Below are 13,755 nucleotides of genomic sequence, written 5' to 3' on the forward strand. Positions count from 1 at the left end.
TATTTTAACTAGTCCTCAATATATGGAATTAAGTATTCGTATTTGGTACCCTTTAATTCTTCTTTAGGAATAAATTTTAAAGCAGATCCATTGATACAGTAACGAAGAGCGCCATTAGGCCCATCTTCAAATACATGACCTAAATGAGCATTACCAATGCGACTACGAACTTCTATGCGATTCATACCATGTGAGTCATCTTGGTAATATTTGATAACATCTTTAGCTATTGGCTTAGTAAAGCTAGGCCAGCCACAATGGGAATCGAATTTATGGGCTGATACAAAAAGGGGTTCTCCAGTCGTAATATCTACGTAGAGACCTGCTTTGAACTCATCTGTTAGTTCATGGCTGAAAGGTGCATCGGTAGCAGAGTTTTGAGTTACTTCAAACTCTTGCGGTGTTAAAGTCTTTAAATCTTCCTGGGAAGGTTTAGCATATGCATTATCATCGATAAGTGGTTCATCGGATAGACCTAATGGAATGTGACAATAGCCATTAGGATTTTTGTCTAAGTAATCTTGATGATATTCCTCAGCAGAGTAGTAGTTCTCTAAAGGCAATACTTCGATAGCAAATGGTTTGCCTTCAAAGGCTTGAGCACGAGCTAAGGTGCTTTCAATAACGGTCTTATCTGTTGGATTAGTATAATAAATACCCGTACGATATTGAATGCCTACGTCGCCACCTTGTTTATTAACGCTAAATGGATCGATAGCGCGTAGGAAATATTGAATTAAGTGGTCTAAAGATAGTATATCAGCATCGTAAGTAACCTTGAGGGCTTCTACGTGGCCACTATTGTGGCATACATCTTCATAACTTGGATTCTCTGTAGGACCATTAGCATAGCCGACTTCAGTAGAAAGGACACCGGAGATTTTTCTGATGTACCCTTGAAGGCCCCAGAAACAACCGCCACCTAAATATATTGTATGTTCATTCATTTAATCACCCCATACTTCTTGAGCTATTTCTTTAACTAATGCTAGTTTAGCCCATTGTTCTTCCTCGGTCAATTGGTTGCCGATTTCACAGGATGCAAAGCCGCATTGAGGGGATAAGCAAAGTCTTTCGAGGGGGATATATTTTGTCGCTTCTTTGATACGTTCTTTGATGACTTCTTTGTCTTCTAACTCTGGGCGTTTAGATGTGATAAGGCCTAATACAACTTTCTTATTAGGAGATACTTCACGCAATGGCTCAAAACCTCCAGAACGATCATCATCAAACTCTAAGTAATAAGCGTCTACATTCTCTTTGGCAAATAGAATAGGGGCGATAGGTTCGTAACCACCGCTAGCAGCCCAGGTAGAGTTGTAATTACCGCGACATACATGTGTAGTAAATGCTAAATCTTTAGGGCGACCTTCGAGTGCCAAGTTATTCAAACGTAAATATTTAGCAGTTTCACCTTCGATGGTTACGCTTTTATCCTTTTGGCGACCTGTCCAGTAAGCGTGATCACAGCACATACCCCAAGTACAATCATCGAATTGAATGTTGCGGCAACCTGCATCATAGAGGTCTTTAATCACTTGACGATAGGCAGCTGCAATATCTTGAATGAGTTCTTCTAAATCAGGGTAGAAGGAGCGTGTTGTAATGCCGTTATCCTCACGAAATAATTCAGCTAAGAATTGGGATGGGGCTGGGATTGTTTGACGCGCCGTAGTATTTTCGTCTTCAAATTGTTTTACAAATTTGAAATGCTCAACGAATGGGTGGTTTGTTCCTGTAATTTTACCAGTAAGGGCGAGGGAACCTGGCGCTGTTTCTTGACCGACAAATTTGTAACCGTGTTCCAGTTCGATTTCTTTTACGCCGTTAAATCCCCACATGAAATCTAGATGCCAATAGGCACGGCGAAATTCGCCATCTGTAATAACTGGTAAACCAGCAGCCTTTTGTTTTTGAATGAGGTCTGTAATGAGACGATCTTCAACGGCTGTTAATTCTTCTCTAGTAATATTTCCGTTATTGAAAGCTTCGCGTGCTTCTTTTAATTCTGCAGGACGTAGGAAAGAACCTACGATATCAAAGTGAAATGGTGCTGTATGTTTAGCCATAATAATAATCCTCCTTATATAAACGGTAAAACCGATAATTTCGATAGGTTTATTATAGCGAAGTATGATTATATATAAAAATATCAATATGTTTAAGTTTGATATAGTTTAAAGCTATGTTGATATAAATTTTTGCTCGATAAGTTATACCTATAGAAAAGCACTCTCTAAAAAGAGAGTGCTTTATTAATATATTATTTAATCGAACTAAATTGAACAATCGTGTTATATAGACTTATTAATAATATGATATGTAATTATTTTTTGTTTTCCGGCAATTTAATATGTCTACCGTAGTTGCTAACATATTGTTCTAGGGCATGGATATATTCTTGACCCAAACGGCTGCGTTGCATTTTATTATTAGTAATATAGCCGATGTGCATTAAACCTTCTTCGGCAAGTGGTACTGAAATGATGTTTTCACCATTTACCTCTTTATCGATTACACCGCTAGATACAGTGTATCCATCAAGACCAAGCAGTAAACTAAATAAAGATGCTCTATCGCGAACACGAATATGTTTTGGGCGTACTACGGTACTAAAGATTTCTTCAGAAAAGTAGAAGGAATTATGATCACCTTGTTCAAAGGAAATATATGGATATTCCTCTAATTCGTCCATAGAGACGACCTCTTTATGGGCTAATGGATGTGTTTTACCAATAAAGATATGAGGATGGGCCGTAAATAATTCTGTAAAGGTTAATTCATTAGTATGAATCAGTTTTTCCAATACAGGACGGTTGAAATCATTATAATAGAGTAAACCAATTTCACTCTTCATATGAGCTACGTCATCGATGATTTCATAGGTTTGTGTTTCTCGTAAGGATACATCGTATTGGTCGATTCCAGCGCCTTTTAAAAGCTCTACAAAGGCATTGACTGCAAAGGAATAGTGTTGGGTAGACACGGAGAATTGTTTTTTACCGCCGCTTTGGCTTTTATATTGCTCCTCTAAAAGGGCTGCTTGCTCCAGTACTTGGCGCGCATAGCCGAGGAAGCGTTCCCCTTCTTTGGATACGGTAATTCCTTTATTGGTGCGATCGAAAATGGTGATGCCCATTTCTTTCTCTAGTTCTTTAATAGCTTTGGTAAGGCTTGGTTGAGACACAAATAATCTCTTGGCAGCTTCGCTAATGCTGCCTATATTGGCAATTGTTGTTACATATTTTAATTGTTGTAAGGTCATGATTGGCCTCCTTTTATATATTACACTATTAATACTACTCGATTATAAGTATTTAAGCAATGTTATATATATGTTACAATGTACTAATAGAATAAAAGGGGGATTTATGCTAAAACAAGTCATTGTCGTAGAAGGAAAATCTGATATTCAGCGTATCGCTCAAGCTGTAGAGGCTGATTGTATTGCTACAGAAGGTTTCACTCTTCGAAAAGGTGTTATCGATATGATTCGCGTTGCCTATGAGAAACGTGGCATTATTATATTAACTGATCCTGATACAGCAGGGGAGCGAATCCGACGCGTTTTAACTAAAAAATTTCCTAATGCACAACATGCTTTTGTGCCTCGTGACGAAGCGTTTGCAAATGATGACATTGGCATAGAACAAGCATCTCCAGATTCAATCAGAAAAGCTCTATCTACATTACACGTAGAGTCTTTAGAATCATCCAACGAATTTACTATGGTGGACTTAGTGCGTCACGGATTGTCTGGTATGCCTGGTAGTGCAGCACGTCGAGCGGTTATTGGTGCTAAATTAGGTATTGGATACGGTAATGGTAAACAATTTTTGTACCGTTTAAATCATTATGGTATAACTCGAGATGCTTATGAAGAGGCAGTAAATTGTTAAAATAGGAGTTAAGATGTTAGAATCAGTAATTGCAAGCCCAGAGGTTGTGCATTATATATGTAAGCGTTTTGATATTAAAATGAGCAAAAAGCTAGGGCAAAATTTTCTTATTAAGCGAGGCATAGTTGATGAAATTGTACATGCTGCGGAATTAACCGTAGGGGAACCTGTCCTAGAGGTCGGTCCTGGTATTGGTACGTTGACACAAGGTTTAGCTCAAAGTGGGGCAGATGTAACGGCTATTGAGTTAGATCGTCGCTTATTAGATGTACTAGATACGACATTGGCATCTTATGACAATGTACGTATCATTCATGGTGATGTGTTAAAGCTTGATTTGCCAACGATTATGAATCAAAAACCTTTTAAAGTGGTTGCCAATTTGCCATACTATATTACCACACCTATTATTATGTCTTTGTTGGAAAGTAAATTACCTATTGAACGTCTCGTTGTGATGGTGCAAAAAGAGGTAGCTTTACGCATGGTAGCAAAGCCGGGCACAAAGGACTATGGTGCATTATCGGTTGCTGTTCAATATTATACGGAACCAGATATTGTTCTTGATGTACCACCTAAATCCTTTTTACCAGCCCCAGCAGTAACTAGTTCTGTTATTCGTTGCATATTGCGCGATAAACCACCTGTAGATGTGATTGATGAGAAATTATTTTTCCGTGTGGTAAAAGCTGGTTTTGCGCAACGCCGTAAAACATTTGCCAATACGATGCGTACCACAGGACTTTCAAAAGAACAAATCGATGATATCTTGGTAAAAGCAAATATTGATGGCCAACGAAGAGGAGAAACCTTTAGCCTTCAAGAGTTTGCTGATGTGGCTAATGCCTGGGCGGATATCCAAGCATAATTAATAGTAGTGTTTATTTAGTGCGGTAGACGATATTTGGTGCTATATAAGTAGCGTTATGAATAGTAAGTACTAGTTATTTAGTAAAGGGTAAACTATTTATATACAATCAATAGCATTGAAGTGGATTAACATAATTGAATTGGACAAATAAAAACGGTGATAGTAAAACCTAAAGATTTACTATCACCGTTTTTGACATTAAAAAGAGTCCCGAAGGACTCTTTTTTAGTATAGAATACCTGCCATTGTCGTAATAAGGAAAGCATTTGCAAAGTCGATTAAGAATGCACCTACCAAGGAAACTACGAGCCACGCACGAGGGGATGGACCATGTTTGCTTGCCAAGGATAACATATTAACAAGTGCATTCGGTGTTGCACCCAAACCGAAGCCGATAGCACCAGCACCAAGCATAACTGCATCGTAGTTGCGACCAAAAATGAAGTAGATGAGATAAGCAAATACACAAATAAGTGCCATTTGTACAACTAAGATTGTAATGAGCGGTAATGCAAGATCAATCAATTGTACTAGCTTTAAGCTGTTAATAGCCATTGTTACGAATAAGGACAATGCTACGTTAGATACTGCATCGAGGGCAGCATCATTGATTTTGTATGCTTTAGTAAAATCACCAAAGTTACGAATTACTGCTGCACAAATCATAGCACCAATATATGCAGGTAGTGGAGTAAGAACAGATAATCCAGCACTTACGATCGTACCGATACCTAATGCAAGACCAATCCACATACAAATTGTTAAAAGATCTTGAGCGTTGAACTGTTTGCCACCATTTTCAACGTGATCTTCGATCATATCGATGCCTTCATCCTCCATTAACTCAGGGTTTTCATAAGGTGTTTTAACTTTATGCATTTTAATAATGCGTTCACCTACAGGCGCACCGAGGATTGTACCAGCTACCATGCCAAATGTTGCAGCTGCAACTGCTGCGGAAGCGGTACCAGGGATACCAAGTAATTGTTCGTAATATGGACCGAAGGCACCAGCTGTACCAAGGCCACCAATCATAGATACAGAACCAGCCATGATGCCAATAATTGGCTCAATTCCTAATGTTTTGGCAATCATAATACCTGCAGTATTTTGTACTACAATCCACACTGCACATGCTAAGAAGAAGAAAATAATGAAGATACCACCCTTTTTGAGGACTTTTAAAGATGCCATTAAACCGATAGTGGTAAAGAAGGCAAGCATTAGAAATGTTTGTAAGGAACCTTCAAAGGTAATGTTTAAGATTTTATAATAAGACAAAATAGCAGTTAAAAATGCAAATGGAAGAGCGCCTACGGCTGGTGCAGGCATACACATACGTTGTAAGAACTTGGAATGCTTATTAATCCAAGTACCGATGAATAAGGTAATTACAGCAAGACCTACAGTTTGAATCATGGACAGTTTTAAGGTCCATACATTGTTGACTAAGGCTAAGTCAATAAGTGGCATAAAATCACTCCTTTAAAATAAAAAATAAATCTGAATTTTATGGTATCATGAATGGTCAAAAAATACTATAGAATATATAACGTATAAAAAGTTTACATTTTTATCTTTAAACACTCATAACAACACAAAAAACAATAATATTAATAAAGCTATTTTTATGATTATACATATAAATATTAAAAAGTAATAGTATATATTACTTATGTACATAATCATACTATATGTATTCGACTTAAATCTGTGATTTTCCTTCTTGTTATAAAAAAATAAACTGGAATATATTTTTTATATTTATAATTATATAAAATATACTCCAGTTTTAAAATTTAATATTTTTATGTTATTTAGTAAGGCTCTAAATTATAAATGCGATAAATTCGTTCTATAAATGCATGTTAAGATATAACTAAAATATATATACCTAGCAATAAGCTAATTAGAAGTTATAGCTCATGGTGTAATTTAGGGGTTGTTAAGAATGTTACATCCGGATTACGCTCTTGAACCCAACCCATTTGCCATTCGTTAGAGATAAGAACTACGGTGCGATCCCGATTATCTTTTACAATCATCGCATTATCTATACCTTTTAAGGCTGCAATATCAATTTCGCCGTCAATCCAACGAGCAACGCCATATGGCAAAGTATGATTTAATAAATCTACGCCATATTCATTTTTGAGACGATACTCAAGAACTTCAAATTGAAGCATACCTACGGCACCGACTACGAAGGAATCAAGGGCGCCTGGTTGTTCAAAGATTTGAACAGCTCCTTCTTGAGCCAATTGAGTCATACCTTTTTGAAACTGCTTACGTTTCATAGTATCTTTTGGGGATACGCGGGCAAAGAATTCCGGCGGGAATACAGGGAAGTCACCGAAAGTTACTTTGTGTTTTTGTGCACAAAGTGTATCGCCTACTCCCATAGTACCTGCATCAAAAACACCAATAATATCGCCTGGATACGCATCTTCCACAATGGTACGTTCCGTAGCTAAGAATTGTTGTGGCTGAGATAGACGGATTGTTTTATTAGATTGGCGATGTAATACGGACATACCTTTTTCGAATTTACCAGAGCAGATACGCATAAATACGATACGGTCATGATGATTAGGATCCATATTTGCTTGAATTTTGAATACTAGTGCGGAGAAGTCTTCGCTAGTAGGTTGTACCATTTCTTCTACCGCTTGTCGTGGAGCAGGGGATGGAGCTAGTTCTAAGAATTTTTCTAAGAATGGTTTTACCCCAAAATTCGTCATAGCAGAACCGAAAAACATAGGTGTTAATTCACCAGCACGAACCTTATCAAAATTGAATGGATCGCCAGCAACGTCGAGCAACTCAATATCGTCGAGTAATGCTTGGTATACATCGTCACCTAATAACTCTTTCATACGAGGATCTGTTAACGCCCCTTTTTCGGAAGCTAACTTTTCTTGACCATGCGTTTCGTCTTTTGCAAAGAGCTCGATAGTTTCTTGCTCTCTATCGTAAACGCCTTTGTATTCGCCGTTGATACCGATAGGCCAGTTCATAGGGCACGTACGGATGCCCAGAACATTTTCGATTTCTTCCATTAGATCGAATGGGCTGCGACCAAAATGGTCAATTTTGTTTACAAATGTAAAAATAGGAATACCGCGTTCTTTTGATACGGCAAATAGCTTCTTTGTTTGGGCCTCTACGCCTTTGGCTACGTCTATAAGCATGACAGCACTGTCAGCAGCCATCAATGTACGGTATGTATCTTCAGAGAAGTCTTGGTGACCAGGGGTATCAAGGATGTTAACGCGACAACCATCGTAGTCAAATTGCAACACGGAACTCGTTACAGAGATACCACGTTGTTTCTCGATTTCCATCCAGTCGGATACGGCGTGTTTTGCAGTTTTACGAGACTTTACAGAGCCTGCTAAGTGAATAGCGCCACCATATAATAGTAATTTTTCCGTTAATGTTGTTTTACCCGCATCCGGGTGAGATATGATAGCAAACGTACGACGACGTTGTACTTCTTCTAAAAATGTCATGATTCACCTCTATTAATATGTTTGTAAAAGCAGATAAACCTTTAGGTTCTACTTTCACAGTCTATATATCGTAAAAATTATACATGATTTTTCTAGTTATGACCACTAAATTGTAGTATAATGAGATTTCATAGAACGGCTTGGGGTTTAGCCGTTATCTTCATGTTAAGGAGGGGGACCATGCGGTTATTTATTGCGGAAAAGCCATCCATGGCTCGTGAAATCAGTAAATGCTTGCCGGAAAATAAGAATATCCAAAAGAGGAATGGCTATTTTATCCAGGGTGACGATGTGGTGACCTGGGTAGTAGGTCATGTACTGCATCAGGCTGAGCCCGGAGATTACGATGATAAATATATCCGTTGGCGTCCTCAAGATTTGCCTATCGTGCCAGCTGAGTGGAAATTGCTTGTCACAGATAGCAGCCGTCAACAGTTTGAGATTGTAAAAGACCTTATCGGCAAAGCTGATGTCATTGTCAACGCGGGTGACCCGGATCGGGAAGGGCAACTCTTAGTTGATGAAGTTTTGTACTATGTAGGTAATACAAAACCAGTACAGCGTATTCTATTAAATGCCCTCGATGAAAAATCCATTCGGTCCGCTCTTGATGATTTGAGAGATAACAAGGACTTTCACAATCTATATCAATCTGCATTGGCAAGAGCGCGGGCAGACTGGCTCATTGGGATGAATTTATCTCGGGCATATACATTATCTGAACGTTATAAAGGTAATAAGGTAACATTGCCAATTGGTCGTGTTAAAACCCCTACCTTGGCGTTAGTTGTTCGTAGAGAACGTGAATTAGAAGCCTTTAAGCCGGTAGATTATTTTACTGTAAAGGTTTTATATAATCATCCGAATGGGGTGTTTTGGGCCACTTGGCAGCCGACAGATGAGCAAAAAGGATTAGATTCTGATGGTCGTCTTATTAATAAGGCTATAGCTGATTCATTAGTTGAACAATTGCAAAGTGGACCTGATGGTGTTATTAAATCTGTTACTAAATCCAAAAAGAAAGATGTACAGCGTTTACCGTTATCCCTGTCATCCTTACAGGTACTGGCAGGTAAAGCCTTTTCTTATGATCCACAAACTGTACTTGATACAGCGCAGAAATTATATGAAAAGAAATTAACTACTTATCCGCGTTCTGATTGTGAATATTTACCACCAAATCAATATGGTGACCGTAATGCCATCCTAAACAATCTACAAAATACAGGTGATGAGCGATTAGCACAGTGGGCTACCGATGCAGATCGCTCTATTAAGAGCCGTGCTTGGAATGAAAAGAAAATTACCGCCCATCATGCTATTATTCCTACAACGGTGGCTTGTAATATAAATAGCTTATCCCATGAGGAACGAAATATTTACTTCCTCATCAGTCAAGCTTATATTGCTCAATTTTATGGGGAGCATATTTACGAGCAAACTAAAATTGTAGTAGAGCAGTGTAAAGAAGAGTTTGTAGCTAATGGTCGTGTAGTTATCGAAGAAGGTTGGAAATTACTTTATAAGCGGCAAAAGTCTAAATCTACGACGGACAATGACGAACCTGATCTAACTGATGAGCGTGGAGCTGAATCAGACCCTAAAAAAGAGGTTGTTGAAGAAACGGATCACTTGCCGGCGGTTAAAAAGAACGACACTGTTTTATATACGGATTCTTCTGTAGAGGCGAAGCAAACCAAGCCACCATCTCGATTTACACCGTCTACATTGCTACAAGCGATGAAAGAAATTCATAAATTCGTAAAAAATGAAGACTTGAAGAAACAGTTAAAGGCTGTATCTGGTATCGGTACCGAGGCGACTCGAGCTAATATCATTGATGAGCTTATTAGTCGTGGCTTTATGAAAACGTCAGGGAAGAAGCAAGTCTTATCTCCGACGGAAACGGGCTATCTCTTAGTAGACGCTCTGCCAGAAGAACTTCTTTATCCTGATGAAACAGCTGTTTGGGAAGAACGCCTAGCACTTATGAGCGAAGGAGCGGATACATTAGATTCCTTCTTAGCGGATCAAATTAAGTTTTTACAATTATTAATTGATAAACTTGGTTTTGATAAAGTAATAAACTCTGATCAAATGATGCCAAATGTGGTTCGAACTATAACGAGCCCAAATCGTAAACGCCCTATGGATAATGAAAGCGTAGACTTGTCTTCATTGCCTGTATGTCCTAAGTGTAAAAAGGGCCGTTTGCAACAGCGGAATGGTAAATTTGGTACTTTTTTAGGCTGTACAAATTATCCTACTTGTAAACATACTCAGCCAGTAGAAGGGGATGTTTCTAGTATTGAAGATAATATTGACGTATCTGATGAAGATAAACAATATAAATGCCCTAGATGTAAAGTAGGTTACTTTGTGAAACAAGAGGTGAGAGGTCGAACAAACTGGATTTGTAGTAATCGATCTCAATGTAAGACCCAATGTTCTGATGTAGATGGGGTACCGAGTATTTATGTTAACAAATCTAACATTACTTAGAAATGATTGTTTTTATTGTAAATAATAAAAAGACGTGCACAGCTAAGCTGTACGCGTCTTTTTTGTTTAAAACTGCTTTTGTAGAAGAAAAATTTCTTCATTTAGTTTAGGATATTAAGCTGAATTTTATCTGCGTTTGCCACGACGCCCAGTCTGAGACGTAGAAGCGCGGCGTTGGCGTGTATTTGAGCCTTTGTGACCTCGTGCCTTGTGAGCTTTAGCCTTAGTTGATTGGTAAGTGCTTGTAACCTTAGGTTTACTAACTGATTTTGTGCGTTTCGGAGCAGTATTGGCGTTGCCCTTAGTCTTAATCTGACCATCTTTTGTATATTTGGTAAGCGTAGCTTGAATAGCTCGTTCAATACGTCTTAACCAAGCCTCATCCTGTGGAGTTGCAAATGTTACAGCAATACCTGAGTTACCAGCACGACCTGTACGTCCAATTCGATGGATATAGTAATCTACATCGCGAGGTACGTCGTAATTATATACATGTGTGATACCTTCAATGTCGATACCGCGAGCCGCAATATCAGTAGCCACTAAGATTTGTGTTTTAGCTTTTGCAAAGTCTCGTAGAATTTGTGTGCGACGACCTTGTGTCAAGTCACCGTGCATTTCTGCAATATTAAGCCCTGCTGCGGTTAACTCGTAGGATAAACGAATGGCACCTTCCCGTTTATTACAGAATACAATAGCTAAGAATGGATTGTCATCTTCAATCATTTTGATGAGACGTTGTGTTTTTTCTTCAGGATTCATCATATACACTCGTTGATCAATTGATTCGAGCGTGATATGTTTGCCTTCTGCCGTTACAGAAATAGGTTTAGACATGTATGCCTTTGCGAGATTTCGGATTTTATCTGGAATTGTTGCAGAGAATAGCAACAGTTGCCTATTAGCGTCTGTTTGGCTGATGAGATTTTCAATATCTGGTAAGAAACCCATATGCAACATTTGGTCTGCTTCGTCTAGTACAACACGGCGAATACAATCTAAATGTAGGGAACCGCGTTTTGCGTGATCTATTAATCGACCGGGTGTACCTAGAATAACTTGAGGACGACGTCCTAGTTGCTGTAGTTGGGCTTCAATAGTTTTACCACCGACGAGAGGGAGGATATCTACATTTAAAATAGAACCTAGTTCCTTCGCTTCGTCGGAAATTTGTTTAATTAGTTCCCGTGTAGGTGCAATGATAAGCACTTGCTCTTGATGAACATCAGTATGTACACGTTGTAAAATTGGCAGTAAGAAGGCTAGCGTCTTCCCCGTGCCTGTTTGAGCTTTTGCTATGACATCATTCCCTTTAAAGACGACAGGAATGGATTGTTCTTGAATTGGCGTGGGCTCCTTGATACCTTGTTTTTGTAGGGCTATGATGAGCTCATCACAAACACCTAAAGATTTAAAAGATTTCATGGATTGTCCTTTCTATAATACATATTATATTAATTATACAGTATACACATACTAGGGGCAAATGAATTGAACTTGGAAGATTTATAGTCTTAATATACTCTAGACTCAATAAAATATTATAGTACTTTCGAGTATATTTTTTTTGATAATATATAGAAAAATATTGATATAACTAAGTGAAATGAGAAATGAAAACATTAAAATAACTACATTTAAACTATTTATAAATTGTTAATTGAGAATGCATAAGCATTTGTAAATGATAATCTTTGTAGTGTTTATTGATTACTGTATCTAAATATATAGCCATGAAATATTAAATTTCAGCTAGTATTCAGCATTTTGTTGGATAATTATATAGATAATCTCATATTAAATATGATAATAAAATATAGATATGAGAAAAAAAATGACCATAAAAATGATAATAATTGTTGAAATTAATACTTAGTTTGATATAATAATTTAAGATATTAATACGCATTATTATTTTGTGTGGTTAATATGAGGTTGTTAGGTACAATAATTAGGAGGTGTCGTATGGCTATCAAAAAGTTGAAAGACATGAAGCCAGGTGAGTCTGGTCTTATTGTTGCACTACATGGCAGTGGCAATGTTAAGCATCGTCTAATCGACATGGGTCTCGTACATGGTACAAAAATCCATGTTATGAAGTTTGCCCCTTTGGGTGATCCGGTGGAGATCAAAGTAAAAAACTTTGAATTAGCACTTCGTACAAGCGAAGCTGGCATGATTGATGTAGATGTTCAATAGGAGGTTCACATGGCAGAAAATGGGCAAATTCGCATTGCCTTAGCAGGTAACCCAAACTGTGGTAAAACTACAATGTTTAATAATATCACAGGGGCGAAGCAACACGTGGGTAACTATCCAGGTGTTACAGTAGAGAAAAAAGAAGGCCATACGAAATTTGATGGCCATGAGTTATTGTTTATTGACTTACCAGGTACATATAGCTTAACTGCACGTTCCTTGGATGAGTTAGTAGCGCGTAATGTTATCGTAAATGATAACCCAGATGTAATTGTTAATGTTCTTGATGCATCTAACTTGGAACGTAACTTATATTTAGCTGCACAATTATTGGAACTTGAAAAGCCAATGGTTATTGCTCTAAACATGGCTGACGTTGCTGAAGAAATGGGCATCAAATACGACCTAAAAAAAATGGCAGAAATGACAGGGGCAACAATTGTTAGCACAGTAGGTCGTACAAACATTGGTACAAAAGACTTGTTAGAAGCAACAATTAGTGTAGCTGCTTCTCAAAAAGCTCCTGGTGTAACAATTAATTATGGTGATTTGTTAGAAGGCAAAATTAGTGAGCTTGTAGAAGAACTAAAACAAGCTGGCACTGTTACATATCCACTTCGTTGGATTGCTATTAAATTACTTGAAAAAGATGCGGACGTTATTGGCAAGGTTATGCGCTTTGATAATACGGAAGTTGTTATTCAAAAGGCTGAAGCTATTCGTGAAGAAATTAAAGATCAAGTCGATCTTGATGTAGTATTCCAAGAATATC

General features: G+C 37.9%; 11 protein-coding genes. 5 read left to right on the plus strand and 6 right to left on the minus strand.

Annotated features, from left to right (window positions below; all coding sequences use genetic code 11):
- Window positions 1-8: 8 nt before the first annotated feature.
- The 3 genes from msrB to RYO55_RS06685 form a co-directional block, all read right to left on the minus strand.
- Entirely contained in the window at window positions 9-947 is a 939-nt protein-coding gene (gene msrB / locus RYO55_RS06675) for a peptide-methionine (R)-S-oxide reductase MsrB (RefSeq protein ID WP_295815612.1), read from the minus strand.
- The gene (locus RYO55_RS06680) at window positions 948-2,069 is read right to left on the minus strand and encodes a 5-methyltetrahydropteroyltriglutamate--homocysteine S-methyltransferase (RefSeq protein WP_314984752.1); all 1,122 of its coding nucleotides are present in this window, start codon (window positions 2,067-2,069) and stop codon (window positions 948-950) included.
- A gap of 257 nt (window positions 2,070-2,326) precedes the next feature.
- Complete coding sequence (locus tag RYO55_RS06685) at window positions 2,327-3,265, minus strand: LysR family transcriptional regulator (protein WP_302498429.1); 939 nt, start codon at window positions 3,263-3,265, stop codon at window positions 2,327-2,329.
- A gap of 106 nt (window positions 3,266-3,371) precedes the next feature.
- Here RYO55_RS06685 and rnmV point away from each other — a divergent pair, with 106 nt between their 5' ends.
- Complete coding sequence (gene rnmV, locus RYO55_RS06690; RefSeq protein WP_308521667.1) at window positions 3,372-3,899, plus strand: ribonuclease M5; 528 nt, start codon at window positions 3,372-3,374, stop codon at window positions 3,897-3,899.
- A gap of 13 nt (window positions 3,900-3,912) precedes the next feature.
- Window positions 3,913-4,767 carry a 16S rRNA (adenine(1518)-N(6)/adenine(1519)-N(6))-dimethyltransferase RsmA gene (gene rsmA, locus RYO55_RS06695; RefSeq protein WP_314984754.1) on the plus strand — a complete coding sequence of 285 codons (855 nt, stop codon included), beginning with the start codon at window positions 3,913-3,915 and terminating at the stop codon, window positions 4,765-4,767.
- Window positions 4,768-4,995: 228 nt separating this feature from the next.
- Here the strand turns inward: rsmA and RYO55_RS06700 are convergent, their stop codons facing one another.
- Window positions 4,996-6,243, minus strand: coding sequence for a sodium/glutamate symporter (locus tag RYO55_RS06700; protein ID WP_295815605.1), 1,248 nt, complete (start codon window positions 6,241-6,243; stop codon window positions 4,996-4,998).
- 443 nt (window positions 6,244-6,686) lie between these two features.
- Entirely contained in the window at window positions 6,687-8,282 is a 1,596-nt protein-coding gene (locus RYO55_RS06705; protein ID WP_314984755.1) for a peptide chain release factor 3, read from the minus strand.
- Between the two features lie 180 nt (window positions 8,283-8,462).
- Between RYO55_RS06705 and RYO55_RS06710 the strand changes: the two genes are divergently transcribed.
- Window positions 8,463-10,784 carry a DNA topoisomerase 3 gene (locus RYO55_RS06710; protein ID WP_314984756.1) on the plus strand — a complete coding sequence of 774 codons (2,322 nt, stop codon included), beginning with the start codon at window positions 8,463-8,465 and terminating at the stop codon, window positions 10,782-10,784.
- 126 nt (window positions 10,785-10,910) lie between these two features.
- Here RYO55_RS06710 and RYO55_RS06715 read toward each other — a convergent pair whose 3' ends face one another.
- Window positions 10,911-12,209, minus strand: coding sequence for a DEAD/DEAH box helicase (locus tag RYO55_RS06715; RefSeq protein WP_314984757.1), 1,299 nt, complete (start codon window positions 12,207-12,209; stop codon window positions 10,911-10,913).
- A 540-nt stretch (window positions 12,210-12,749) separates the two neighbouring features.
- On the opposite strand from RYO55_RS06715, the gene RYO55_RS06720 reads away from it, so the two are divergent.
- Both RYO55_RS06720 and RYO55_RS06725 read left to right on the plus strand, forming a co-directional pair.
- Window positions 12,750-12,983 carry a FeoA family protein gene (locus tag RYO55_RS06720; protein ID WP_021147945.1) on the plus strand — a complete coding sequence of 78 codons (234 nt, stop codon included), beginning with the start codon at window positions 12,750-12,752 and terminating at the stop codon, window positions 12,981-12,983.
- A gap of 9 nt (window positions 12,984-12,992) precedes the next feature.
- Window positions 12,993-13,755: FeoB small GTPase domain-containing protein (locus RYO55_RS06725; RefSeq protein ID WP_314984758.1), on the plus strand; the 763-nt coding region annotated here is incomplete at its 3' end.

Source organism: uncultured Veillonella sp. (assembly GCF_963551295.1).
Taxonomy (GTDB): domain Bacteria; phylum Bacillota; class Negativicutes; order Veillonellales; family Veillonellaceae; genus Veillonella.